This is a genomic window from Luteolibacter sp. Y139, from assembly GCF_038066715.1.
GTDB classification, from domain to species: domain Bacteria; phylum Verrucomicrobiota; class Verrucomicrobiia; order Verrucomicrobiales; family Akkermansiaceae; genus Haloferula; species Haloferula soli.
Genome location: NZ_JBBUKT010000006.1, coordinates 293,258 through 317,952, shown reverse-complemented (window position 1 = coordinate 317,952; position 24,695 = coordinate 293,258). Strand labels below are relative to the sequence as shown.

Below are 24,695 nucleotides of genomic sequence, written 5' to 3'. Positions count from 1 at the left end.
TATCCAATCCCACAAATGGCTCATGCCTCGCCGCAGCTTCCTACGCGGCGCCGGGGCCACGCTTGCATTGCCATTCCTCGATGCCATGCGCCCCCTGATGGCAGCGGGCACGTCAGGCTCGCTGCCAATCCGGATCGCGCTGCTCTACATGCCGAACGGCGTGCGCGCGGACCGCTGGACGCCGGAGGGTGAAGGTTCCAAGTTCAAGCTCTCTCCCATCCTCTCGCCCATCGAGAAACACCGCGAGGACCTACTCATCCTCACCGGCCTTCAAAACAAGGCGTCCTTCAGCGGCGACGGTCACTACGTGAAGACCGGCGGCTGGCTGACCGGCACCACCATCACCAAGACCACCGGCTCCGACATTGCCGCGGGTGCCACTTCGATGGACCAGATCGCGGCCCAACAGATCGGGAAGGACACCAAGCTCCCCTCACTGGAACTCGGCACGGAACCGGTCGCCACGGGCATCGACACGAACGTCAACTACACCCGCCTCTACGCTTCCCACATCTCCTGGAAGACCTCCACCGTCCCCCTGCCCTGCGAGATCAATCCCCGCGTCGCCTTCGACCGTCTCTTCCGCACCCGCTCGAAGGGCGGCGAGAAGCAAGCCGCCGATGACAAGTCGGTGCTCGATCTGGTCAGCCAGGACGCCAAGCGCTTGCAGTCGAAGCTCGGCAGCTCCGACAAGGCGAAGCTGGAGCAATATCTCGAATCCGTCCGTGAAGTGGAACGCCGCATCGAAGCCGAAGCCGCCTCACTCGGCGCTGGCGAAAACCTCCCGCCCGAGCTGCTCAAGAAAATGGACGCACTCGACAAGCGGATCTCAAACGCCATGGGCAAGGCCAGCCGCGAGGACGAACTCAACGCGATCACCCGCTTCGACCACGGCGAACACTGCCGCATCATGATGGACCTCATGGTCCTCGCCTTCTGGTCCGACTCGACCCGCGTCTCGTCCTTCATGTTTGGCAACGACGTCACCGGCCGGAACTTCTCCTTCCTCGAAGGCGTCAATGGCGGCCACCATGACCTCTCCCACCACAGCAACGACATCAAGAAGCTCGACCAGTACGAGAAGATCAATCGCTGGCACGTCGAGCAGTACAGCTACATGCTCGACCGCATGAAGGAGATCAAGGAAGGCGACGCCACCCTCCTCGACCACTCCATGGTCGCCTTCGGCTCCCCCATCCGCGACGGGAATTCCCACGACCCGAAAAACGTCCCGATCGTCGTCGCCGGCGGCAGCAAGGCCGGGCTGAAGACCGGCAAGCACGTCGTCTACGACCCCGGCACCCCGCTCTGCGGACTCTGGATCAACATGCTGGAATCCGCCGGGGTCCAAGCCCACGAACTCGGCGACGCCAAGGACGGCCTTCGCGGCCTTTCCTGAAAACTTGCCGCTTGCGCCACGGCGGCAGGCACGCTTTTCTCCCCGGCACACCGAAGGGCGGCTTGGCGGAATTGGTAGACGCGCTCGACTCAAAATCGAGTTCTAACGAGTGTGGGTTCGAGTCCCACAGCCGCTACGGGTGCTCTCCGGACCCCCTTTTTTTCGAGGCATGGCGGAGACACGCACTATTGGTATTATCGCAGGTAACGGCGTATACCCCGAGACTTTCGCCCGCGCGGCGCGCGCGAAGTGCCCGGATATCCGTCTGGTGGCCGCCGCTTTCGAGGGCGAAACCAAGCCCGAATTCCTCGACCTCGTCGACGCCTCCGGTTGGTTCCGCGTCGGCCAGCTCGGCAAGCTGATCAAGTTTTTCAAGTCCCAGAAGGCGACCGAGGCGATCATGGTCGGCCAGATCGCGCCGAAGAACCTCTTCGACCTCCGCCCCGACCTGAGGACCCTGATGCTGCTGGCCCGCCTGAAGCAGCGGAATGCCGAGTCGCTTTTCGGCGGGATCGCCGACGAGCTGGCCAAGGACCACATCCACCTGCTCCCGGCCACCACCTTCCTCGAAGACCTGCTGCCAAAGGCCGGTCACGTCTGCGGCCCGGTCCTCAAAAAGCGCCAGCTCGAGGACGCCACCTACGGCTTCAAGATCGCCAAGGAAACCAGCCGCCTCGACATCGGACAGACCGTGGTCGTCCGCCACGGCACCGTGCTCGCAGTCGAGGCCTTCGAAGGCACCAATGCCTGCATCAAGCGCGGCGGCGAACTCGGCCGCGGCAAGGACGTGATGCTCGTGAAGGTCTCCAAGCCCAGCCAGGATTTCCGTTTCGACGTTCCCGTGGTGGGTCCGCTCACGATCGAAACCTGCATCGAAGCCAGCGTGGGTTCGATCACCGTGGAAGCGAACAAGACCTTGCTGTTAGAGCGGGATACCGTCTTCCGGCTTTGCCAAGAGCACGCGATCACCATCCACGCGATGGAGGAAGTCTGAAGGATTGCCGGGATCGGCACTTCCAAATCAAGCCTTCTCCCACAGCCTCGTCCGCAACGCCTCTCCGGCCGCACGGGCTTCTGCTTCCTTCTTGCTCTTCCCTTTCCCCACCGCGAGCACCAAGCCACGCCACGAAACCTCGGCTTGGAAAACCTTGCGATGGTCCGGACCGCTCTCGCCGAGCATGCGGTAGCTGGGGGCCTGCGGATGGATCGCCTGCAGGCACTCCTGAAGCTCGCCCTTGGGATTCCGCTCCTCCGGGCTGCCGGCCAGTGCTTCGATCTCGGATTGGAAAAGCCGCAGCACCAGATCACGGGCACCGGTATAGCCGATGTCCAGATAGACGGCACCGATCAGGGCCTCGAAGCCATCCGCCAGCGTGGACATCCGGCGACGGCCACCCGTGGCTTCCTCGCCCTTGCCGAGCAGGACATAGCTGCCGAGGTCGATGCTCAGCGCGAAGCGTGCGAGCGCCCGGCGTGAAACGAGCTGCGACCGCAGCTTGGTCAGACGTCCTTCCGGGAAATCCGGGAACATCCGGTAAAGGTCCTCCGTGAGGATCAGCTGGAGCACGGCATCGCCGAGGAACTCCAAGCGCTGGTTATCGAAGTGGGGCCGTTGAGACTCGTAAGCGAGGCTCGGATGGGTCATCGCCTCGGCTAGTAGAAGCGAGTTACGAAACTTGTATCCGAGGCGACTCTCGAGGCTTTCCATACGGCTTAACCACCCGTTTCCGCCTCTTCAAACCGGAGCCGCTTGGCTCCCGAAGAAAGAGGTGGGGTGACCGACGGGACTCGAACCCGCAACAACCAGAATCACAATCTGGGGCTCTACCATTGAACTACGGCCACCATTTCACCGGCGGGCCGGAGAACTACGCGAAGCCCCCCTAGCTTGCAAAGGTAAAAATTGCTCTTACATGCCGTCTTTCGCCCTTCGCCATTTTGCACGGTAGAGCTGAGAATCCCGGGCCCATGGATGATGATGAACCCCATCCGGTCCCGGTGACGAATGAGCTGGACCTGCACACCTTCCGCCCGTCCGAGATCCGGGACCTGCTGCCGGAGTATTTCTCGGAGTGCCTGCGCCTCGGGATCCACGGCGTCCGGGTGATCCATGGAAAAGGCACCGGCACTCTCCGGGAAGGCGTCCATGCCCTGCTGCGACGGTTGCCGGAGGTGGCAGAATTCCACTATCCAGCAGCCGACGGCGGCTGGGGCGCGACGTGGGTTGTCCTCAGGCCGCCCGCGCCAGAATCCACAGCAGGTCCGACAGCCGGTTGAAAAAGAGCCTAAGCATCGTCGACACCTCCCCGCCCGCATCATGGTGCTTCAGCACCGCCCGTTCCGCCCGGCGGGCGATGGTCCGCGCGAAGTCCATCCCGGCTCTCGCCATCGAATGCTCCACACCTGGCCGCGCCCACCCTTTGAAAACAATGCCCCGTGCCTCGAAATCACGCGCCGTGGTCTCGATCCACTCCAAGTCCGCCTCCGTCACCCGCGCATACCCCGCGCTGACATAGCGCTCCTCGTCGCACGACAGGCAGGCGAACTGCCCCATCAAGGCCACCAGCAAGTCCTGCACCCGGTCGATGATCGCCTCGACCTCTTCTGTCGCCCCCGCGGCACGCGCCAGACCAAGGGCGGCATTCAGCTCATCCACCGTCCCCAATACCTCAATGCGCTGCGAGGTCTTCGAAATGCGGCGACCGAAAAGCAGGTCGGTTTCGCCATCGTCGCCGCGGCCGGTAATGATGCTCATGCCCGGAGCTTAGACCATATCCGTGGATTTCGTCCGCTCGAATTTCTGTACCGCCGCTCCTAACAAGAAACCACCCGTCCAGCCCGCGACGTGCCCGGCGACGTCGGTCCTCGCCGCGTCCGGGCCGTCGCCCCCACTGCCATACCAGCCGAGCACGATCAGGCCGGTCAGCAAGGGCACCATCAACGGCCGCAGCTCCCGCAATGAATGAAAACGCCACGCTCGCAAGGTCGCCACTCCGGTCAGGATGCCGACTGCGGCGAAGGTCGCGCTGGAGGCCCCGATCGATTCGAAGGGCGTGGGATAGCGTGCCCAAGCATTAGCCAAGTTTCCTAACGTTCCGCCGGCAAGGATGAGCGCCCATCCACGCCAGGCGCCAACCGTATGGGCAACCATCACGCAGAAGATCCCGCCGATGCCGATGTTCGACAGCAGGTGTCCGGCATCCGCGTGCAGGAAGAGCGAGGTGAAAGACCTCCACCACTCCCCACCTTCGACGAGCGCTTTGCTAGAATTGCAGAAGCGGTCCACCAGCGAGAGGTCCTGCCCCTGCCACCAGAAAACGACCAGCAGCGAAAGCGCCCACACCAAGGCGAGTTCGATGCCCGCGGGAAAGACCGGCGGCTCGATACGCACCCGCCGATCGGACTGCTCGCTTTCATACAGCGCGAACTCCCGGTGAATCCCCGGTGCCTCGGCAGGAGGAGCGAGCAACGCATACTGGCCAGCGGCAGGAAAAATCCAGCATTCCAGATTCATCGCCAGTACCACCAGCGCGTGTTCCTGCGCCTCACCCAGCGATGGCCACGCGCCGACCGGCACCAGGTCCGGCAGTTCTTCCTCGCTCGCGTTCTCGTCCATCTATCGCGACTCTCCCCCACGATTCGCCACCGCGCCAATCGAATTCAGGGCATCGCCACCGGCCCTACCAGAGGCCGTATTTCCCGTAGGCGATCGCGAACAGTCCCATCAGCAGGTTCGCCACTCCGTGCATGATCACACAGGCGCCGAGGTTCTTGCTCCAGATGCAGAGCAGGTAGGTCAGCGAGCCGTAGACAAAGGCTCCGGCATAATCCACCGGCGCATGCGCCACCATGAACAGCCCGGTGACGATCGCATACGATTTCCACGAGGCCTGGCCAAAGGGCCGCTTCCAGTAGTCCCCTTCCCAATCCACCGAGAAGCGCATCATGAAAGAGCGCCACAAGATCTCCTCCACCAGCGCCACGACCACGACCGCGCGGACGAAGCGCATGATCAGCGCCGTCCAGAAGACCGGCGTGCCGTCACCAAACGCCTCCGCGGGATTGAAGCCCTTCGTGCGCGCCGCAAGCCCCAGCCACTTCTGCAAACCGGTCGTTTCCCCGGTCAGCCCGAGGCGATCATACATCACTGTCGGCAGCAGCCAGAACCCAATGCCCACCGCGCCGAAGATCACGCCCGCGATCGACCATTTCCACGACCAACGGAATTCATAGTACTTCCACCAGCGAGCCAGCAGGACAAGGCACACCAGCGTCTGCAGCGGATAGATCCACTGCTCCGGCCAGTGCCTCCACCATGGCGCCGCGGGATGCGACCAGCCAAACAAGCTGCTGAAGACCTGCAACAGCAACAGGAACCCCATGAAGACCCCGAAGGGCACGATCTGGGCCCGCACCCAGGCATCGGAGTTCTCCATCCGAAGCTGGGAAGCCGGGGCCCGATCAGGATTTTCGTCCATGTGAAATCGGGCCCCGGTGAAGTTCGTTAGAGTCGTCCGACGAAGCGCTCCATCTTGTCCATCGCCAGCTTCAGGTCATCGAAGCCGGTCGCGTAGCAACAGCGGAGGAAGCCCTCACCGGAAACACCGAAGGCACTGCCCGGAACGGCGGCGACGCCCTCTTCTTCCAGCAGGCGCATGGCAAATTCCTTCGAGGAAAGCCCCGTCTCACGGATATCCGGGAAGACGTAGAAGGCCCCGCCCGGCGAGTGACAGCTCAGGCCCATCTGGTTCAGGCGCTTCACCAGGAAATCGCGGCGCTGATGGTAGGCATCGCGCATCTTCGCAACTTCCGGCGCTCCATTCTCCAGCGCCTCGATCGCGGCCATCTGGCTCATGATCGGCGCGCAGAGCATCGAGTACTGGTGGATCTTCATCATCGCCTCGGTGATCGGCTGCGGCGCACAGGCATAGCCCAGGCGGAAGCCCGTCATCGCGAAAGCCTTCGAGAAGCCATGAAGCAGCACCGTGCGCTCCTTCATGCCCGGCAGCGACGCGATGGAGACATGCTCCTCATTCGCATCGTAGCGCAGCTCGCTGTAGATCTCATCCGTCAGCACGAAGAGGTCGTGTTCGATGCAGAGCTTGGCGATGCCCTCCAGATCCTCGCGGTTCGCGGTCGCGCCGGTCGGATTGGTCGGGAAATTCAGCATCAGCACCCGGCTCTTCGGCGTGATCACCTTGGCCAGCGCCTCCGGCTTCAGCGAGAAGCCATCGTCCTTCTTGGTGTGAACGCCGACCGCGGTGCCATAGGCCATCACGATACTGGGCGAGTACGAGACGTAGCACGGCTCGTGGTAGATCACCTCGTCGCCCGGATTGACCAAGGCGCGCAGGGCGATGTCGATGGCCTCGGAAACACCGACGGTGACCAGCACCTCGGTGAGACCGTCATAGTCCACGTGGAAGAAATCCGAGACGTAGCGGGCGATGGCCTTGCGCAGCGCGGGAAGGCCCAAATTGGAAGTGTAAGAAGTATGGCCCTTCTCCAAGGCGTAGATGGCGGCTTCGCGAATATGCCAAGGAGTCGTAAAGTCGGGCTCACCAACGCCGAGGGAAATGACTCCCTCACGGCCTTGGACGAGCTCGAAGAAATCGCGGATTCCCGAGCGGGGAATGCCTGCGATCTGACGGGCGATTTTCTGCGAATAGTCCATATACATACCCGGATCCTGCCGGGGGCGCGCATTTCAGGGGGGAAAGCCGACGGCGTCAACGGTGGGGAACAGATTCAGATGGGTTAAACATGCTCCCTGTACTGTTCTGCCCGCCACCCCTCCGGGACCCATCTTCTTCAACCACTGGCGCGATCGCGAAAACGGGTCTAACATGAGAAAGGGCGACATTTCCGCCGACCCACGATCCAAATCCTCACCATGAAAAACCCCATCCGCCCCATCACCCTGCTTCTCGCCACCGCTAGCCTGCTTGCAGCTACCGCCTGCCACCGGAAGGAAAAAGTCCTCGATATCCAGACTCCCGGCGGCGGGATCAAGGTCGAGCGCGACAAAACCAGCGGCGACGTCGACATCAAAGTGGACGACAAGAAGTAGCCTGTTGGCACCTCCATTCACCGTTGTTCACCGGTTATTCACAAGAAACAGCTGAATCCATCGCTTGATTGGAGCGACTGATTGAATCTCGTATCTCTTTGATTTAGAATACATCAATCGATAGCGCGATGGTTCCAAAACTCTGACGATCGTTTGATTGAACCTCAAGTTGTTCACAAGGATTCAATACCGCAATTTTCTTGCATGAACACCACCCCGCTCCACAGTCACCGCCATGCGTCGCCTGACAGCACTATTTGCCGGACTCCTCTCGCTGCCACTGGCCGCCGCTGATCTGAAGGTGGCCAGCCTTCACCCGCTGATCGGCGATCTGGCGAAGCAAGTGGGTGGCGACCGGGTCGAGGTCGTGGACCTCATCGGGAAGAATGGCGATCCCCATCATTTCGAGCCGGTCGCGACCGACCTCCAGAAAGCCGGGGACGCCAAGCTCTACCTCGCCTCCGGGATGGGCCTGGAGAGCTACATGGAGTCACTCCGCGGCATCGTCGGGGCCAAGGCGCAGGTCATCGAGATCGGCAAGGACCTGCCCTCGATCGAAGGCGAACACGACCATGATGAGCACGAGTCCGCTCATGACCACGAGCATGAGCATGAGATCGATCCCCATTGGTGGCACTCCATCGACTTGTTCCGCCGGGCGGCCACCATCACGGCGAACACCTTCGCCAAGGCCGATCCTGCCGGCGCAGAGACCTATGCAAAGAACGCCGCCGCCTACCGGGCCAAGCTCGATGAACTGGAGCGCTGGACCCGCAAGGAAATCGCCCGCATCCCCCGCGACAAGCGCAACCTCGCCACCGCCCACGCGGCCTTCGGCTACTTCTGCAAGGACTACGGCTTCGAGCCGGTGTCGGTGCAGGGCATGAGTCGCGAACAGATGCCGGACCCGAAGAAACTGGCCGCGCTGGTAGCCAAACTCAAGGAGCGTCAAGTCGGAGCGATTTTCCCGGAGAAGGAATCGAACCCAAAGATGCTCGAAGCCCTCACCAAGGACACCGGCATCAAGCTCGGCCAGCCACTCATCGCCGACGGCTCCACCGCGGAAAGCTACGAAGCAATGATGCGCCACAATGTGGCCGCGATCGTGGCCGGACTAGGAAAGTAGAATGCATCTAACGTAGGCGCACTGGTGACAGTGCGGAGTGGTCCGTTACGGCCAGCTGTTCGGGTGCTTACACTCCCCTCACCCCGCCTTCCTCAGCGCTTGGCACACAGCCGGGAAGATCTGCTTCTTCCGGCTGACCACACCGGGAGCATCGTAGAGGCTACCATCGATGTGGGCATACGGCAGGTTCGCAACGAAGCGCGGATTCCCGGCAGCAAGAACCACGCTGTGGTGCTCGGCGATGTCGGTCACCACCAGCACCGCCAGTTCATACTGGTTCTCGGCGGCTAGCGTCTTCAGTGCCTTCTCCAGCTCCTCGCGGCGGGGCTCGAACGCTTGCAGGCCGAGTTCCTCGACTTGGGCGATAGTCACCTTCACCCCCTCGTCATCGAATTCCTTGCGGTCCGCATTGAGAATCGCCTCCGGAGTGCCGGTGGCCAGCAGAGAACCGACAGCGAAGAACTCGGACTTGAAGGTCGCAGGATCGATTCCTGCCAGCCCGCTCAGCCAGCCGAGCATTTCATGATCGAGCTCAGCCGTGGTCGGCGAGGTGAGGCAAAGCGTGTCCGCAATGATCCCCGCACACAGGCACAGCGCCGTGCCCTTGTCCGGCTCCAGATAGCGATGGCGGAACTTTCTCGCGACCAGCGTGGACGTGGAGCCCACCGGCTCATTGAGGAAACGGATCGGCTCGCGTGAGACGAGGTCACCGGCCAAGCGGTGGTGGTCGATGACCTCCACGATCTCGCACTCCTCCACACCGGTGACGGCTTGCGCGAATTCATTGTGATCGACCAAGGCCAGCCGGGTGCGCGGCGGGTCGATGAGGTCGGACTTCGAGAGCACTCCGATCATCTCTCCATGCAGGCCCTGGACTGGGAAAAGATCCTGCTCCAACTGCGCGAGGCTTTTCCGCATGCGTGAGACCGGCTCGCCTGACGAGACCGTGGCGAAGTCCTTGTCCATCACGTGACGGACCGTGCGTGAGCAGCGGATCAGCGTGGAGCAGCTCGCGGTATCCTGCGAGCACATCAGGATGATCACGCCGCGCTTGCGGGCGAGGTCGCGCAGGGACTGCTCGACGCCATTGCCGCCGGTGACGAGCAAAGCTCGAGCGCCGTTTTCGATCGCGTAGTGTTGCACCACCGGCCGGTCACCGCAGATCACGAAAAAGCGGCCGACATTCCCTTCCTTGCCCGCCTGCTTGAGGCGGCGGTCCACCGTGTTCTGGGATGAGGCACCGACGAGCAGGATCAGCTCCTCCTCCACATCGCAGGGCGGCATTTCCGCGCCCACGCTTTCAGCTTGGAGCGTCGTCGCGATCTTCCCGATGGAAACATTCACCGTCCGGGCCTGCAGGCCGCTGCCATCACCGGGAACCAGCAACTCCAGCAAATCCAGGTAGCGCAAGATGCCTTGGACCGAGCCATCGCCATCCACCACCGGCACGCAGCGGACACCGCTGGCGAGCATCCGGCGATAGGCGACGAGGAAGGTATCCGTGGACGATACCTGCACCACGTCCTTGCGGCAGATCATGCCGGCGGAGGTGCGGACGTCCGCCACCAGCGGCGGCGTCTCGATCCCCGCCTTTTCCAGCACCCAAGCCGTCCGCGCCGGCACCTCGCCACAACGGGCCGCAATGGCATTCGGCTCACCGGTGATGCGGAGCAGGGCCGCATTCCCGATGGCGGAGCAAATCGCATCCGTATCGGGATTCTTGTGACCGATGACGTAAAACGGGAGCTGGCGACGAGGCGGTTCCATACAGGGATCGGGGAGGGGCGGGAAACCTATGTGAATACTTTGTCTTGCCAAGCCTCAATGCCGGGTCGCTAGGGGTGAAAAGCGGGGGGGATTGGCCAACGGTCGCTAGCGCGGGAGGAATTGAGCCCTTTCCTTCTGGGAGCCCGGATCGACCGGCCACAGGTCCATACGACACCGTTGACACACCATTCACATTTCTGTTAGATACGTCATTACATCTCATACAACTCTTCATCGACATGGGAAATCGCGCCAACTTCGTCGTCATCCAGAATGGCCTCGCCACCGCCTTTGAAGACCAATGGGCCGCTGTGGCCTGCACCTACGACTTCGCCTGCGGACCGGAGCACGCCAGCGAGGCATTGAAGACATATTCCGAGACCACGGAACTGATGGATTGGGCGTTCGCCGAAGCGGGCTACCTGATCGACTTCGACAGCCGGTTGGCGATCGCGTTCGGGATGCCACATGGCGACGAAGATATTTTTGGCGATGAAGAACTGGGCTCCGATTTCGAAGAACTCAAGGCGATGGAAGATCCGTCCGTGGCGAAGCTCAAGGAAGGTGACTACCAGGGATTCTTGGAAGGCATCGCCGGAGTCTGGAAAGGCTGGAAACTCGTGTGGGATCAGCGCGGCGCGGACGCCTTTGCCGAGCATCTCCAGAAGAAGGCCATCAGCGGCATCGAGACAGCCGCCGCCTCCCATCCTCCTGACACGGCCCCCGCGGTATTCCACCAGGCTTGAGACGGAAGCAACCTGGATCATCCTGTCGCAGACAATGGGCGTCCCGGCCGGCATTGAGGAGGCGGACACATTCTTTCCCAGATGAAATACGCGATCGCCTTCGGAGTCATGAGCCTCGTCTTGGCCGCAAGCAGCATGCTCTATCCAGGGGTTCGCTGGCTTCTGTTCTGGTCGGCGCTGAGCTTCGGCATGGTCGCCTTGGGATATGCCGGGATCGGGCCAAGGGTCTTCGGGAAGGGCCGCGACGGGAGGATCTCCTTACCGCTCAAACTCCTGAATCTTCCCTATCTCACTTACACTTGGGCGATCTGGCACCTGTGCAGGCTGCTGAGCCGCGAAGCGTCCTTCAATCAGATCGACGACGATCTGGTGATTGGGAGACGTCTTCTGGCGAGTGAAGCACCTGAGGGATTCGACCACTACGTCGACCTCACCGCCGAATTCGAGGAACCCCGTCCAATTCGCGCTCGCCCGGGCTACTGTTGCCTGCCGATCCTTGATGCAGGAGTGCCGTCGCTCGCCGAGTTGAGAGGCGCGGTCGAGCAAGCCGCGGCAGGCCGTGCCTTTGTCCACTGCGCCCAAGGACACGGCCGTACCGGATTGTTCGCCCTTGCCCTGCTGCTCCACCACAAGCGGGTGGAGACGATTGAGGAGGGCATCGGACTTCTCCAGAATCTCCGGCCGGCAGTTAAGCTCAACCGGATACAGGTCGAGTTCGCACACAGGTATCTGGGATCAAGCTCCCCGCACAATCTCTCGAATTAATACGGACTGGGCTCCGATTTCGAAGGACTGAAAGCGATGGAAGATCCGCCCGTGGCGAAGCTCCAGGAAGGTGACTACTTGGGATTCCTCGAAGGCATCGCCGGAGGCTGGAAAGGCTGGAAGCTCGTGTGGGATCAGTGCGGCGCGGACGCCTTTGCCGAGCATCTCCAGAAGAAGGCCATCAGCGGCATCGAGACCGCCTCCGCCTCCCATCCCACGGACATAATGGCGCCCGTTTTCCATCAGGCTTAGGCACGCCCCATCCGAGCCTTCCAAAGTAACCCCTGTGTGGGAGTGGTCACCTTGTTGACCAAGCACTTACGGTTCCGAATCGCCCGGCTCCGGCGCGCCCTCGTTTTTGGAGAACGCGCATCAACCTACAAGCCCGAGACTGCCATTTCGATGAAAACAACCCTGACAGCCCTGACCCTACTGTCGCCTCTCATCGCGGCCCAAGTGGCGAACTCGGCAACCATTGCTTCCGTCACGCGCCTTGATGGCGGCGATCTGAATCCTGCGGTTTCTGAGATTGTGAATGCCGCCAGCCTCAGGCCCGGCTTCCACTACTACGCCAACGCCAACACGAATTTCACCTACGGCACCCTTCCGACTTACCTGATGGATGCCGACTACATCCAGACGGACATCGGTGATATCGCGAAAGCGGACTACCAATTGTCCGTCACCCTTGCCACTCAGGCGAAGGTGTTCCTGTTCATCGATGACAGGGTCAGCCAGCCCATGGCTTCCATGCCGTGGCTCGCGCAACTTGGCTTCACGGATATTGGGATCAACAACCTCACTGTCGGCAACAACCTGCCGTATTCCATCTATTCCAGCACCCTTCCCGCGGGCACCATCGTGCTGGGCGCCAACGGGAGCCAGACCACTGGAAACATGTACACGATCGCAGCCATCCCGGTTCCTGAACCTTCGGCGGCTTCATTCATGGCTGCAGCGTTCGCCCTCTGCACAAGGGTGCGCAGAAGGAGAACAAGCCGCTAAGCCGCGACGGATCACATCCTCTCTGGACAGCGGATACCCAGCAGCCCAAGTCCCGTACTGAGCACACGGCTGGTCAAATCGCAGAGCGCAAGGCGGCTGGAGCGGACCGGCTCCTCGGCCTTGAGAACCGGACAGGCCTCAAAGAACGAGTGGAAGGCGCGCGCCAGTTCCAAGAGGTAGTTCGCAAGCAGGTTCGGGCGATGATCATCCAGCACCTGCGGCAGGATCTCACCAAAGCGGGCAAGCAGCCGCGAGAGATGGATCTCCGCATCCTCGTTCAGATGAAGAGCGACGCCAGCAGCATCGAAGGGTCCATCGAGCTTGCGGAAGATCGAGCGGATCCGGACGTGGCTGTATTGAAGATACGGAGCAGTGTCGCCTTGCAGGGCAAGCATGCGATCCCAAGCAAAGACGTAGTCGGTGAGGCGGTTCTGCGAGAGTTCGGCAAACTTCACCGCGCCAATGCCGACAATCTCGGCAACTTCCTTCGCCTCCTCACCAGTCAAATCAGGATTCTTCTCCGCGATCGCTGCCGCAGCACGCTCGACCGCTTCGCCAAGCACTTCAATGAGCCCGACGTTTTCACCCGAGCGAGTCCGCATCAACTTCCGATCCTCACCGAGGATGGATCCAAAGGCGATGTGGCGGAACTCGCCCTGCTTCCCCCAGCGATGCGCAGCATCGAAGATCTGCCGGAAGTGAAGCTGCTGCGGAACGCCGACCACATACCAGATCTCGTCCGCCTTCCATTGCTCCACGCGATATTCAAGCGTGGCGAGGTCGGTGGTGGCATAGAGGAAGCCACCATCGGCCTTCCGGATGATGGAAGGATTGTCGGTCCAGCCTTCCTCGCGATGCACTTTGAAAGGATCGGCCTCCGGAGCCTTCGTTTCATCGGAGAAAACGCACACGGCGCCATCGCTCACGCGAGCGAGTCCCTTCTCGAGGAATTCGTCGACTAGGCTTGGCAGGCGGTCATTGAAGTAGCTCTCACCGAGCCAGTGGTCGAAATGGATATCGAGCCGGTCGTAGATCTTCTGTAGGCCAGCCTTCGAGACATCGATGCAGCGCTGCCAGATCGCGAGGTTCTCGGGGTCACCGGCCTGAAGCTTCACCAGCTCGGCCTTGCAAGTATCCAGCACGCCGGGCTGCTCCTTGGTCGCATTGACATCCCGATAAACACGCAGCAACTCCGCAATCGGATCAGTGGCAAGCGCCTCCTCATTGAGCAGCGTCTTCCAGCCATGAAGGATCATGCCGAACTGCGTGCCCCAGTCCCCGATGTGGTTATCGGTGATGACCGTGAAGCCGAGGAAACGCGAGATCCGCGCCAGCGAGTCACCGATGATGGTCGACCGGATGTGCCCCACATGCATCGGCTTCGCCACGTTCGGCGCCGAGAAATCAACGACTACCGTCTTGCCGGCACCAATGTCCGGCACGCCGAGCCGGGCGTCCGCAAGCTGGGCCTGGGCACGTGCGGCGAAGGTCGCGGGGCTGATCTTGAAATTGATGAATCCGGGACCGGCGATGTCAGCGGTGCCAACGTCACCCAGATCCAAGGCCGCAATCACCTGCTCGGCCAGCGCGCGCGGGTTCGTCTTGCGCTGCTTGGCCTGCGCCATCGCGGCATTGCTCTGGTAGTCGCCGAAACGCAGGTCGGCCGCGGCCACCACGGGCGCGTCAACGGTTTCACCGAGCACTTGCTGGAAGGCGGCGGACAAGCGGGATTCGAGGTCCTGGATCAGGGTCATGGGAAAGAGGGATGGATTCACCGCCAAGACGCCGGGGACGCCAAGTGCAGAGTGTTTTAGAAAGAGGACATTGGTCCTGATAACCACAAAAAGACAGATCGGGCGGACTCCCTGCCTCTGCAAAAGGCAGGCGCTTGGCTCACCCGGCGGCTCCGATCAAGCCATCCCGGCGGCCTTCGGCGGCTTGCCAGCGAAGATATCGAGGATCTCCTGGTGGCAGCCAGCCTCGCCAAGTCGTCGTCGGATCTCGGCGTTCGTGAACATCTTGGCGATCGCCGCCAGCGTCTGCAGGTGCAGGTGGTAGTCCTTCTTCGGCACCAGGAACAGGATCACGAAGTGGACCGGCTTGCCGTCCAGCGACTCGAAATCGATGCCCGCCTTGGAACGCCCGAAGATGGTGATCACCTTGTCGAGCTTCTCGGAAAAGGCATGCGGAATGGCAACGCCGTGCCCGACTCCAGTGCTCACCTGCTCTTCGCGGATCTTCAGCGCGGCGAGAATCTCCTCACGCATCTCTCCCGGCAGCGCCGAGCAGGACACAAGCTGGTCAATCAGCTCCACGATGGTGGGCCAATGCTCCCCGGCAGTCATCTCTAGGATGATTCTTTCGGGGGTAAGCAGGTTGGCCAACTTCATGCGTTTCGATTCGTGTAGAGACTATCGCTCTCCCGGGGGGCGCCGGAGGTAACGAGCCGGAAAGGGATTTGCAAGCGGTTTTCGGGCCGGTTTCCAGCACTGCGGCGGCGGGATTGGCGCTTGCGGAGGCCACCACCGGTTCCCTAGCCTCCCGGCCCATGAGTTGGACTTTGCGCGCGTTGATGGTTCTAGGAACGGTAGTGCTTTGCCAATGCGGCGGAACGATGGGCAGCGGTAACATGGGCGGCCCCGCCACCATTGAGGAACGCAAGGCGGCAATCGCCAGCGAACCGACCGGAGACTTCTTCTACGGACGCCGCTACTACGTGCAAAAGACCCGCTTCTGGGGCTATCTGAAACGTCCGCGCCAGGGATGGGACAAGGCCAAGCTGATCATCGTCCGCGAGGACAAGAAGCGCCAGCCTGACCGCCTGCCGGAGAATGGCCCGGACGGCCAGCGCTACGGCTACGACCAGAATTTCGAGTACCGCCTGAATGGCTACCTCACCGGCAAGGAGGCCTACGACCCGAACAGCAACCAATTCCTCCCGGAATTCATGCTGACCGGCTACGAGGTGGTGAACCGGAATCCAGGCTGGCTCTTCCGGCCGGATGACCGCTATGATCCCTATCGGATCACGGTGTATCCGCGCTAGCCGCCCGACCTTCCCTCCCCTCCCTCATGAGTAGCAATAAGCCCCCTCGCGACGGACTCGGCCATCAGAAGGTGAAGACCAAGGCCTCGGCGGGCAGCTTCCGCCCGTGGTCCCTGTCGAAGATGAGGAAGGGCTTGGGCTTTCAGACGGCCAAGCGGAAGAATGCTCGCGAGACCGGCATCGGCGCGGCCCCGTCGATGGGGCAGGTCGGCCGCATGATCAAGACCACGGACGAGCGCCTGCCCATCCGCTACGTCACCGCGGCAGCGATCTTTTTCTTCGGCTGCACGTGCATGTTCATCGGGGCCACCGCAGCAGCGGCCGTGCTGTGGTGGTTCAGTGGTGGCGGCGGACCCAAGGGACCGAAGACCATCCAATTCGGCACCCCCGTTACCGCTTCCCATCTGCCGGCTCCCGAGCCGGCGGAAATGGAGAAGTCCGTGACCGCCTTTCTGGCCGCTCGTACCCCCCGCGATCTCGATCCGCTGATCCGCAGCAGCAGCCTCAGCCCTGACGAAATCGTCACCAGGATGGCCGCACTGGAAGCCGCGGATGGCAAGGTCCGCTCGGTCCGATACCTGCGCCCTATCGACAGCCGCACGGCCCGCTTGGAAAGCGTGCTCGTCACCTTCTCGAAAGGTGGCAACCGCATCGCCTTCCTCTCGCCGGACGCCAACCAGCAGTGGCGCGTCGACTTCGATGGCTACGCTCGCTACGTTCATCCCTCGTGGGACCAGATCCTCAAGGGATCTCCGGAAGAAGCCACCGTCCGCGTCCAGGTCATCCCGGACAACTACTACAATGGCATCTATCGGGATGAGCAGTCATGGGCCTGCTTCGCGCTGCCCTCGCCCGACCACGAAACGCTGATCTTCGGCTACGTCGCGCGCGGCACGCCGCAGCACGCCGCCTTGGTCAGCACCATGAACCGCACCGAGCGCCGGGCCCAAGGCGGACTCCAGCGCATGACCCTGAAGATCCGCCACACCGACGGCAGCGACCGCCGCCAATTCGAGATCACCCGCGTGCTTTCCGACGAGTGGGCCCTCGGCGACCAGCCGCTGGATGACCAGCTCGCCGGGCCGCTATCAAAGTGACCCGAATCTTACCGCTTTCCCGCGCCGGAAAGATCGAGTGAGCTTGCCGCCGTCCATGGACGACCTCTTCGACCAGCCCGCCCCGGAAACCCGCATCCTCGAACTGCGCACCGAACTCGAGCGCCACAACCGGCTCTACTACCTCGATGCCGCGCCGGAAATCTCCGATGCTGAATACGACAAGCTGTTCCGCGAACTGGAGGCTCTTGAAGCCAAGCACCCTGAGTTCGATGACGAGAACTCGCCCACCCGTCGCGTCGGCGGCGCCCCGCTCGAAAGCTTCCAGCAGGTCCGCCACCTCGTGCCGATGCTCAGCATCGATGACGTCTTCGAGCTCAAGCCCACGGACGAACCGCAGGAGGGCTTCGTGGCTGAGGCCGAGCTGATCGACTTTTACAAACGTCTGCAGAAAAACCTCGGCCGCGAGCACGTCGCCGTGACCGTGGAGCCGAAGATCGACGGCGTGGCAGTGTCGCTCGTCTATCGCGACGGCAAGCTCGCCTACGCCGCCACCCGCGGCGACGGCACCACCGGCGATGACATCACGAATAACGTCCGGACCATCCGCGCCGTGCCGCTGACACTGGCTGGATCTTTCCCTTCTCTTCTCGAGGTGCGCGGCGAGATCTTCATGCCGAATGAAGCCTTCGCCGCAATGAATGCCGAGCGCGACGAGGCGGGCCTTCCCACCTTCGTCAATCCCCGCAATGCCACCGCGGGCACGCTCAAGCAGCTCGATCCGAAGATGGTGGCGAATCGCCCGCTTGCGTTCCTTGCCCACGGCCTCGGTGCCTATGATGGGCCGGAGCTTGCGACCGAACAGGAGTTCCATGCCTTGCTCGATGCCACCGGCATCCCGCGCAACCACCCGATCAAAACCGCGGAAACGCTGGAGAACCTGCTGGACGCCGTGCGACGGATCGATACCGAGCGCCACGACCTCGGCTACGGCACGGATGGTGCGGTGGTGAAGGTCCTGTCCCGCGCTGAACGTGAGAAACTCGGCTATACGTCCCGCGCGCCGCGCTGGGCCGCTGCCTACAAGTTCCTGCCGGAACAGAAGGAAACCCTGCTCAAGGACATCACCGTGCAGGTAGGGCGAACCGGGGTTCTAACACCCGTCGCGGAACTGGAGCCGGTCTTCGTTTCCGGCACCACCGTTTCCCGGGCGACCCTGCACAATGAAGAAGAAATCCAGCGCAAGGACATCCGCCTCGGCGACACGGTGATCGTGGAGAAGGCCGGCGAGATCATTCCCGCGGTTGTTAGGGTGATAACGGAGAAGCGTTCACCCGGTTCAAAACCCTTTTCGCTACTGGATCACATCGGCGGCAAGTGCCCCTCATGCGGCGGTCCGGTCGCGAAGGAAGAAGGCTTCGTCGCCTGGCGCTGCTCGAACTTCGAGTGTCCCGCCCAGGCACGGTCGAAGATCAAGCAGTTCTCATCCCGCAAGGCGCTCGATATCGAGGGTGTCGGCGAGACGGTCGCAGATGCGTTGGTCAATCGCGGCCTCTGCCGCACGCCCCTCGATCTCTTCGCGCTGGAGGCGGAGCAACTCGCCAACCTCAACCTCGGCACCGATGAAGAACCGCGGCGCTTCGGTGAGAAGAACGCCACCAAGGTCATCGAAGCTCTGGAGCGCGCGAAGGAAAAGCCGCTCGATCGCTGGCTCTACGCCATGGGGATCCGCCAGGTCGGAGAATCGGCATCGAAGGAACTTGCCCGCCTTCACCCCGATCTCGTCGCTGTTGCTTCGAGCCCGATCCTCCAGAAAGTCGCCGACATTTCACGATGGGAGTCAGAGCGGAAAATCGTGTCGCCCAAGAACAAGGAGCTTCCTCCTGCCGACGACGAGGACAAGCAGGCGCGTCAGAAGCAGCACGACGAACTCAAGGCCAGGATTGATGAAGGTGCCAGAGAGCTTGCCCCCTATCGCCTGTCCCCAGACGCCGGGACCGTGGTTGCGGAAAGCGTCACCTCGTTCTTCGCATCCGAGGCGGGCAAGCACGTGATCGAGAAAATGGAGGAACTCGCCATTCACCCGGCTTCCGGCAACTACGCACCGAAGCCAGCCGAGGCCGACCTTTCCTCCCTGCCACTCACCGGCAAGACCTTCGTCATCACCGGAACGCTCTCGATGGACCGGGATGAAATGAAGAGCTACCTCGAATCCAAAGGCGCGAAGGTCTCGGGATCGGTCTCGGCGAAAACCGACTACGTGCTCGCGGGCGAAGGTGGCGGCTCGAAGCGCGACAAGGCGGAGAAGCTCGGCGTGAAGGTGATCGGCGAGGAGGATCTTGCCGCCTTGCTCGGCTAGGAAATCACACGTTCGCGGACACCATCGTCAGCGCGGAGAGCGCCACGATTAGGAACAGATATTCTCCCAATGCCTGGGTATCAGGCTCCTCGGTCACGTCCTTTTCAAAGGCCCGGAAGGCACCGACCGCAAGGATCAGCAGCAGCCAAGGCTCACGCGAGAACGCGAACGAAGCAGCCACTCCCGCGACGGCGATCCATCGATGCACCCGGGTAAGCGAGCGGAAGGCTCGCGAGCCATCGAGCTGCCATACCGGCGTCAGGTTGAAGAGATTGATCCACGCCCCCACATGCGCCAGCGCAGCGAAGAGCGGCGAATGAAACCCGATTGAAAACAGCCAGCAAACCAGCGCCGCAGCAAAGCCCCATACGGGTCCGGCCAAGCCAACGCGTGCGTCCTCAGGAGCCGTTGGCAATTGCTGCTTGAGCCGCACAACAGCACCGAGCCCTGGAATGAACATCGGCGCACTGGCCTGGATGCCGAATTTCCTCAGCATCCACACGTGTCCCATCTCGTGGACGTAAATCGAGAGCACGAGACCGGCCGCGAACTTCCATCCGAACATCGTCCAATACACGCCGAATGCGGCGAACATCGAAATGAAGGTGCTGCCCTTCGTCAACCCGAGCAGCAGCAGCTTGCCCTTCGTCAGCAGGAGGATGAGCAGCGACTTGAACTTCAGAAGCACCGCGCCGATCGCGACCAATACCCCAGCGAGCCCTTTCTTTCTGGGAGCCGTGGATCGCTCAGACGGCTTCACCTCCACAGGCCCTTGGTCGACCTCGCGGGTGAGCGCTTCGATCCGCTCCCGCACGGCGGCATGCTGCCTCGTATTCGCGGGCAGCAACTCCAACGCACGCCGCCAGCGTGTTAGCGCGTCCAATGGCGTCGCGGCTGAAGACGCTTCAGCCGCCAGGCTCTTCAGCTCCACCGCATGAACCAGCGCGCCACATCCCGGGCACGCAAGAAGCCCGGTCGCCACCTCGCTCGCGCAGCCGCCGCATCGATTCGCCGTCGGTGCGAGTGGATCAACCATGGGCAGCAGGCAGGGACGGAGGCTGCGAGGCCAATTCGTGCGGTCCGGTGATGTCGATCTTGATGCGCTTGTTCAGTCGCCAAGCCTCCCACACGCCAAAGCCGACGATCAGCAACGAAATGACGCCACCGCCAAACGCCGCCAGGATCGGCAAGGCCAACGTGAGTCCGACCAAGGCAATGATGGCCAGGACCGGAGAAATCTCCTCCTCTCCCGTGGGAACGGTTTTGTTCGTTTCAGCAGTAGCTGCCTCGGGCTGGGTCGCGGGCGCTTTCGCAGCCTTTCCATCGGTAGTAATCCCTTCGGTCGTCCCGGACACGGCCTCGACCTGGCCGGATCCCGACGTCTCCGCGATCTCCTTGAGCGCCGTCGGCACGTAGGTAGCGGCGATTGCGAAATAGGTGATGCCCGCAGCGAGGAATTGATACCCGAGCCCTCCGCGATTTCCCGAACCACGACGCACCGCGCGGCCGACCAGCATGCCGACCACGATCGCCACCAGCCCGACGTTGTAGCCGGTCAAGGCGAGCACTCCATAGTAGATCGCCGCGCCCACAGCTCCGGCCAGCAATCCCAGCAAAGTCGCTTTCACGACGCGTCCGCCGCGCGATCCATTTCCCGCCAATGCCTTGCGGAATCCTTCGGCGCAATTGCCGCAAAGCATCTGACCCGCCGCTTGAAAATAGGACGGGCCGAGAGCCGACTTGCAGGCGCCACATGCGGACGGGTTGGCGAGTTCTGCATGATCAAACTGGAGAGGATCGTTCATCGCTGGCGGGAGATAAGACAAGCCATCTCCGCTTGTCGAGCGATGTCATCTCTCCGGCCGACACCTCATGGATGTCGGCACTTACAGTCCCATCACGACCTCGCAGCCCGGCAGCTTCGCCTTGAACGCCTCAACTCCAGCGGCATCGACCTTGGTCTGCCACAGGTAGAGCTTCTTGAGATTTTTCAGCTCGCCCAGCTTGAGGATCCCCTCGTTCGTCACCTGGGTGCCGTAGAGGTTGAGCGACTCCAGCTTGGGCAGCTTCGCCACCGATTCCAACACCGCATCGGTCACCGCCGTCTCGGCTAGACGCAGCGACTTCAGTTCAGCCGCACCGGCGATGATCTTCGCGCTGTTGTCGGTCACTGTGCTGGCCGAGAGATCGAGCGATACCATTGCCGGCATCACCGGCTGGAGCTTGGCCAGATCAGCGTCGCCGAAGTCCTTGCGCATGCTGACCGCGGTGAAGACGAGACCACTGGAGGCCTGTGATTCGAAGTTGAGCGCGGCCGGGAATTCCTTGCGCAGACGCTCGACGTCGGCCTTCACGGAGTCGCGCTTCTCGGCGGCCTGCTTGACCTCCTGCTCGGCCGCAGCCTTCTGCTGCGCCAGTACTTCAGGTGGCACCAGCTTCGCGATCGCCGCCTTGATTTCGTCGGTTGGCTTGAGCTCGGAAAGCTTCGCATCCTTCGAGGCGCCGCTGTCGATCCACCACTTGATGAGTGTGATCTCATGCGCACCGAGTTGGAGATCTTTCTTGTCCGAGGGCGGCATGTGCTCGTCCTCGTCCATCGGGAGTTCGACGCGGACGACGATATTGCTGTCCTTGGACTTGCCATGGACAATGCCATCGCCTTCCGAACCGCCCTTCACGAGGAGGTCATATTCCTCCATGCGATACTTGCCCTTCACCTTCTGATCGGCGCTGTGGCAGCCGTAGCACTTCTGCTCCAGGATCGGGTTGATGATACCGGTATACACCACCGGATCTCCGGAGGTTTGAACCGCGGCAGCCTTGGGAGCCGTAGGCTTCTCCCCATCGCCAGGAGCGGCAGCCAATTCGGGCTTCTTACCCTTGCTCTTCTTCTCCGCCTTTTCCGGCAAGCCGATCATCTTGCGGACGGAATTGGGGGCGTAGGTGGTAAGATATTCAGGACCGTGGGTTAGTGAACCCCCGTCATGCGCGGCCAATCCCATCACGCCCGTGCTGCCGAGCAGCAGGATCCAGTAGAGCCAGGTCCCCTTGCCCGCCGCCATGTCGACCCAGACCTTCACGACAAAGGCCGCGACCATGCCGCAGGAGAAGATGATGCCGCCGTAAAGGTGGCGCTGGGCGATCTCATCGCGATAAGTGCCCGCACCGTAGTAAAGCAGGAGTCCGAGGATGGTGGCAACCACGGCGGATGCCGCAGCGAAGAACATCGCCATCCGCGTCGAGTAGCCGGCGCGGTTCCGCGGGATGAAGTGGCCGATCTCCAGCACCAGCACCAGCAGCAGCATGCCGATCGGCAAGTGCAGGAAAACCGGATGGAAGTGCCCCAGGAACCTCGCCATGTCCGGCAAGCCATCCTCCGGCGGCGGGCCCGCCACAAAGGGCACGGACGCAAGGGCGGCGATCACCAACAACCCGCAGAGGGTCAGGAAAATAGGGCCGGTAACGGAACGTCGCGGAGTCTCAGAGTCGGTCATGGGCGGGCGGGTGCTCTACGGTGGCGCGGGGACAGCTATTGCGCAGGAAATCGGGAATTCTCAAACATCAACAACCGGCCCACCGGTTTTACCCTCGGGCTTCGTTTTCTTTCCCAAAAATGGAACAAATCTCGTCAAATCAAAGCCCAGCACGCTCATCGACTTCACGAAAATCACCAGGGCCGTCGCCTCGTCGAGGAACGGCAGAGGATCCGGAATCCACGAGGCGAAGAACACGTAGAAGCCCGAAACCAGGGCGAAAAGCAGGGCGATGGTCTTTTTCACGTCGGGATCATACGCGAAAAACGCCCCGGTTCTACCACCATTAGATGCGACGACTGGCCCCCTCATTCACTCCTTCGCCTTCCCATTGGCTTCCCAGCGGTCGGCAGCAACCAGCACCGACTTCGCGCCTTCGCCATTGAGCCACGCCTTGGCTTCAGAATCGCCCTTCAGCTCTGCATCCCAGAAGGCAGTCGTCAGGGCGAGGATAGCCTTGTGATAGCGGGAGGTATCTTCCGCTCTTCCCCGCTGGCCGAAGTCCATGTGGGTCGCTTGATCGAAGACCACCTCCCACGCCGGGGCCTGTTGGAGAGCCGGGAAAACCTTCAGCCGGTCCTCCGGAGTGGTATTCCCGATTGGACTCTCATCGCGCGTCCCCGTCATCAGCAAACAGGGAATCTTGACGTTGGCAAAGGCCTTCGCCGGATCGCCGACCCTGGGCGGGGACGGGCTCATCATCACGGCGGCATCGATGCGAGGCTCGACCAGCGACAACCGCGGGCGATCTCCCTGCCCCGCCAGCGCCTGGGTCGTCTGCGCACCGAAGGAGTGGCCCGACATCCCGAGACGCTCCAGATCCAGCCGCCCGGCCAAAGCATGCCCCGTCTCCTTGTTCCAAGCAGCCAGCGCATCAATGACCACCGGCACATCCTTGGCGCGGGCCAGATAGTTTTCGATCGATGCCGCCTCCTTGAGCGCGGTCATTTTTTCCAAGCCCGGGGCATCCTTCCAGACGCTCTCGTCGCTGCCGGGATGCTGGACGAAGACCACGGCATAGCCGCGCCGCGCCCAGTGATTCCCGAGGTAGGGATTGTTGTCCCGCGAGCCGCCCAGACCGTGGGAAAAGATCACCACCGGAGCTGCCGACTTTCCCTCCGGCAAGTAGACACGGATCGGCAGCGTGCGGTCTCGCCCGGCGTCCTTCACCTCGAAGGTCTTCGAAACAATCTCCGCCGCGGGCACCTTCAGCGGATCATAGGCTTCGGCAGAGGCGAACCCTATCGTGGCGACCATGGCCAAGACCCTCGCGGCAATCGATTTCATGATGCCAGAAACAACCCGCCGATCCGCCTTGAGTTGCGTGACGAGAACGCCGCAGCGGCCAAAATCCCGACCTCAATCGTAGGATACACCGCCCGATGTCACGGTCGCCGATTCCTGCGGCCATTCCCCCATCAGCATCGGCTGGAAGGGAAAGATCTCGGCATGGAACACCCCGCCGGCAACAGCGGGATCTCCCTCCACGATCGCACGCGCGGCTTCCATGGAAGCCGCCCGGATCACCACCGGCGCGAAGCTGCTGCTGTCCCGCGTCATCGTCCGCCCACCGAAGACCACCACCCCGCGCTTCAGCAGATCGATCGAATACTGCCAGTGCGCTCCGGCCAATGCCTGCTCCTCAGCCGTCGGCCCCTCGGCAAGCATGGCGGGCCGGACCGGGCGCAACGTATAGAGGAAGACACCCGACGGAAGCTTTTGGGGATCGGCGATGTACATGATGTTCCTAGAGCAGAAGCCGTGCGGTTTGGAAAGCAGCTCGTGGGCCCGATCAAAGCCCACTTGCATGTCCACCCACCGGGC

General features: G+C 62.1%; 26 protein-coding genes and 2 tRNA genes. 13 read left to right on the top strand and 15 right to left on the bottom strand.

Annotation, left to right across the window (positions count from 1 at the left end; all coding sequences use genetic code 11):
• The first annotated feature begins 22 nt into the window (after window positions 1–22).
• From WKV53_RS16845 to WKV53_RS16835, 3 genes are all read left to right on the top strand, one after another.
• Entirely contained in the window at window positions 23–1,399 is a 1,377-nt protein-coding gene (locus tag WKV53_RS16845; protein ID WP_341405943.1) for a DUF1552 domain-containing protein, read from the top strand.
• Between the two features lie 56 nt (window positions 1,400–1,455).
• Window positions 1,456–1,535 (top strand) — tRNA-Leu (locus WKV53_RS16840).
• 33 nt (window positions 1,536–1,568) lie between these two features.
• On the top strand, window positions 1,569–2,393 hold the full coding sequence (locus tag WKV53_RS16835) for an LpxI family protein (RefSeq protein ID WP_341405942.1): 825 nt from the start codon (window positions 1,569–1,571) through the stop codon (window positions 2,391–2,393).
• A gap of 27 nt (window positions 2,394–2,420) precedes the next feature.
• Here WKV53_RS16835 and rnc read toward each other — a convergent pair whose 3' ends face one another.
• Both rnc and WKV53_RS16825 read right to left on the bottom strand, forming a co-directional pair.
• Window positions 2,421–3,107: a ribonuclease III gene (gene rnc, locus WKV53_RS16830; protein ID WP_341405941.1), complete on the bottom strand. Its 687-nt coding sequence runs from the start codon at window positions 3,105–3,107 to the stop codon at window positions 2,421–2,423.
• A 62-nt stretch (window positions 3,108–3,169) separates the two neighbouring features.
• A tRNA-His gene (locus WKV53_RS16825) sits at window positions 3,170–3,244 on the bottom strand.
• Window positions 3,245–3,367: 123 nt separating this feature from the next.
• On the opposite strand from WKV53_RS16825, the gene WKV53_RS16820 reads away from it, so the two are divergent.
• Window positions 3,368–3,676 (top strand): Smr/MutS family protein, encoded by a 309-nt coding sequence (locus WKV53_RS16820; protein WP_341405940.1) that lies wholly within the window; start codon window positions 3,368–3,370, stop codon window positions 3,674–3,676.
• Here WKV53_RS16820 and WKV53_RS16815 read toward each other — a convergent pair.
• From WKV53_RS16815 to WKV53_RS16800, 4 genes are all read right to left on the bottom strand, one after another.
• On the bottom strand, window positions 3,630–4,154 hold the full coding sequence (locus WKV53_RS16815; protein WP_341405939.1) for a cob(I)yrinic acid a,c-diamide adenosyltransferase: 525 nt from the start codon (window positions 4,152–4,154) through the stop codon (window positions 3,630–3,632). The genes WKV53_RS16820 and WKV53_RS16815 overlap by 47 nt on opposite strands.
• Window positions 4,155–4,163: 9 nt before the next feature.
• Window positions 4,164–5,015 (bottom strand): rhomboid family intramembrane serine protease, encoded by an 852-nt coding sequence (locus WKV53_RS16810; RefSeq protein ID WP_341405938.1) that lies wholly within the window; start codon window positions 5,013–5,015, stop codon window positions 4,164–4,166.
• 64 nt (window positions 5,016–5,079) lie between these two features.
• Window positions 5,080–5,877 carry a CAAX prenyl protease-related protein gene (locus WKV53_RS16805; protein ID WP_341405937.1) on the bottom strand — a complete coding sequence of 266 codons (798 nt, stop codon included), beginning with the start codon at window positions 5,875–5,877 and terminating at the stop codon, window positions 5,080–5,082.
• A 26-nt stretch (window positions 5,878–5,903) separates the two neighbouring features.
• Window positions 5,904–7,073: an aminotransferase class I/II-fold pyridoxal phosphate-dependent enzyme gene (locus WKV53_RS16800; RefSeq protein WP_341405936.1), complete on the bottom strand. Its 1,170-nt coding sequence runs from the start codon at window positions 7,071–7,073 to the stop codon at window positions 5,904–5,906.
• A 219-nt stretch (window positions 7,074–7,292) separates the two neighbouring features.
• On the opposite strand from WKV53_RS16800, the gene WKV53_RS16795 reads away from it, so the two are divergent.
• Both WKV53_RS16795 and WKV53_RS16790 read left to right on the top strand, forming a co-directional pair.
• A complete protein-coding gene (locus tag WKV53_RS16795; RefSeq protein ID WP_341405935.1) occupies window positions 7,293–7,469 on the top strand; it encodes a hypothetical protein in 177 nt (58 codons plus the stop codon).
• A gap of 235 nt (window positions 7,470–7,704) precedes the next feature.
• A complete protein-coding gene (locus tag WKV53_RS16790) occupies window positions 7,705–8,595 on the top strand; it encodes a metal ABC transporter substrate-binding protein (protein ID WP_341405934.1) in 891 nt (296 codons plus the stop codon).
• Between the two features lie 78 nt (window positions 8,596–8,673).
• Here WKV53_RS16790 and WKV53_RS16785 read toward each other — a convergent pair whose 3' ends face one another.
• Complete coding sequence (locus WKV53_RS16785) at window positions 8,674–10,362, bottom strand: putative manganese-dependent inorganic diphosphatase (protein WP_341405933.1); 1,689 nt, start codon at window positions 10,360–10,362, stop codon at window positions 8,674–8,676.
• A 239-nt stretch (window positions 10,363–10,601) separates the two neighbouring features.
• On the opposite strand from WKV53_RS16785, the gene WKV53_RS16780 reads away from it, so the two are divergent.
• The 4 genes from WKV53_RS16780 (at window position 10,602) to WKV53_RS16765 (ending at window position 12,878) form a co-directional block, all read left to right on the top strand.
• Window positions 10,602–11,108 (top strand): hypothetical protein, encoded by a 507-nt coding sequence (locus WKV53_RS16780; protein WP_341405932.1) that lies wholly within the window; start codon window positions 10,602–10,604, stop codon window positions 11,106–11,108.
• 81 nt (window positions 11,109–11,189) lie between these two features.
• Window positions 11,190–11,873: a hypothetical protein gene (locus WKV53_RS16775; RefSeq protein ID WP_341405931.1), complete on the top strand. Its 684-nt coding sequence runs from the start codon at window positions 11,190–11,192 to the stop codon at window positions 11,871–11,873.
• Between the two features lie 36 nt (window positions 11,874–11,909).
• Window positions 11,910–12,125 carry a hypothetical protein gene (locus WKV53_RS16770; RefSeq protein WP_341405930.1) on the top strand — a complete coding sequence of 72 codons (216 nt, stop codon included), beginning with the start codon at window positions 11,910–11,912 and terminating at the stop codon, window positions 12,123–12,125.
• 150 nt (window positions 12,126–12,275) lie between these two features.
• Window positions 12,276–12,878, top strand: a complete 603-nt coding sequence (locus WKV53_RS16765; protein ID WP_341405929.1) for a hypothetical protein — start codon at window positions 12,276–12,278, stop codon at window positions 12,876–12,878.
• 11 nt (window positions 12,879–12,889) lie between these two features.
• On the opposite strand, the gene argS is transcribed toward WKV53_RS16765, so the two are convergent.
• Together argS and WKV53_RS16755 are read right to left on the bottom strand one after the other, a co-directional pair.
• Complete coding sequence (argS, locus tag WKV53_RS16760; protein WP_341405928.1) at window positions 12,890–14,632, bottom strand: arginine--tRNA ligase; 1,743 nt, start codon at window positions 14,630–14,632, stop codon at window positions 12,890–12,892.
• Between the two features lie 156 nt (window positions 14,633–14,788).
• Window positions 14,789–15,268: a PTS sugar transporter subunit IIA gene (locus WKV53_RS16755; RefSeq protein WP_341405927.1), complete on the bottom strand. Its 480-nt coding sequence runs from the start codon at window positions 15,266–15,268 to the stop codon at window positions 14,789–14,791.
• 158 nt (window positions 15,269–15,426) lie between these two features.
• Here WKV53_RS16755 and WKV53_RS16750 point away from each other — a divergent pair, with 158 nt between their 5' ends.
• The 3 genes from WKV53_RS16750 to ligA are packed head-to-tail and all read left to right on the top strand — an operon-like array spanning window position 15,427 to window position 19,338.
• The gene (locus tag WKV53_RS16750; protein WP_341405926.1) at window positions 15,427–15,924 is read left to right on the top strand and encodes a hypothetical protein; all 498 of its coding nucleotides are present in this window, start codon (window positions 15,427–15,429) and stop codon (window positions 15,922–15,924) included.
• A 26-nt stretch (window positions 15,925–15,950) separates the two neighbouring features.
• Window positions 15,951–17,021 carry a hypothetical protein gene (locus WKV53_RS16745; protein WP_341405925.1) on the top strand — a complete coding sequence of 357 codons (1,071 nt, stop codon included), beginning with the start codon at window positions 15,951–15,953 and terminating at the stop codon, window positions 17,019–17,021.
• A 55-nt stretch (window positions 17,022–17,076) separates the two neighbouring features.
• Window positions 17,077–19,338, top strand: a complete 2,262-nt coding sequence (ligA, locus tag WKV53_RS16740) for an NAD-dependent DNA ligase LigA (protein WP_341405924.1) — start codon at window positions 17,077–17,079, stop codon at window positions 19,336–19,338.
• 4 nt (window positions 19,339–19,342) lie between these two features.
• Here the strand turns inward: ligA and WKV53_RS16735 are convergent, their stop codons facing one another.
• The 6 genes from WKV53_RS16735 to WKV53_RS16710 all read right to left on the bottom strand — a co-directional run bounded on the left by WKV53_RS16735 (window position 19,343) and on the right by WKV53_RS16710 (window position 24,611).
• Window positions 19,343–20,374, bottom strand: a complete 1,032-nt coding sequence (locus tag WKV53_RS16735) for a site-2 protease family protein (RefSeq protein WP_341405923.1) — start codon at window positions 20,372–20,374, stop codon at window positions 19,343–19,345.
• Window positions 20,367–21,143 (bottom strand): hypothetical protein, encoded by a 777-nt coding sequence (locus WKV53_RS16730; RefSeq protein WP_341405922.1) that lies wholly within the window; start codon window positions 21,141–21,143, stop codon window positions 20,367–20,369. The genes WKV53_RS16735 and WKV53_RS16730 overlap by 8 nt, the downstream gene beginning before the upstream one ends.
• Window positions 21,144–21,224: 81 nt before the next feature.
• Window positions 21,225–22,832: a c-type cytochrome domain-containing protein gene (locus WKV53_RS16725; protein ID WP_341405921.1), complete on the bottom strand. Its 1,608-nt coding sequence runs from the start codon at window positions 22,830–22,832 to the stop codon at window positions 21,225–21,227.
• A gap of 60 nt (window positions 22,833–22,892) precedes the next feature.
• Complete coding sequence (locus WKV53_RS16720; RefSeq protein ID WP_341405920.1) at window positions 22,893–23,117, bottom strand: hypothetical protein; 225 nt, start codon at window positions 23,115–23,117, stop codon at window positions 22,893–22,895.
• A 66-nt stretch (window positions 23,118–23,183) separates the two neighbouring features.
• The gene (locus tag WKV53_RS16715; RefSeq protein WP_341405919.1) at window positions 23,184–24,158 is read right to left on the bottom strand and encodes an alpha/beta hydrolase family protein; all 975 of its coding nucleotides are present in this window, start codon (window positions 24,156–24,158) and stop codon (window positions 23,184–23,186) included.
• Window positions 24,159–24,230: 72 nt separating this feature from the next.
• Window positions 24,231–24,611 carry a YciI family protein gene (locus tag WKV53_RS16710; protein WP_341405918.1) on the bottom strand — a complete coding sequence of 127 codons (381 nt, stop codon included), beginning with the start codon at window positions 24,609–24,611 and terminating at the stop codon, window positions 24,231–24,233.
• Window positions 24,612–24,695: the final 84 nt, after the last annotated feature.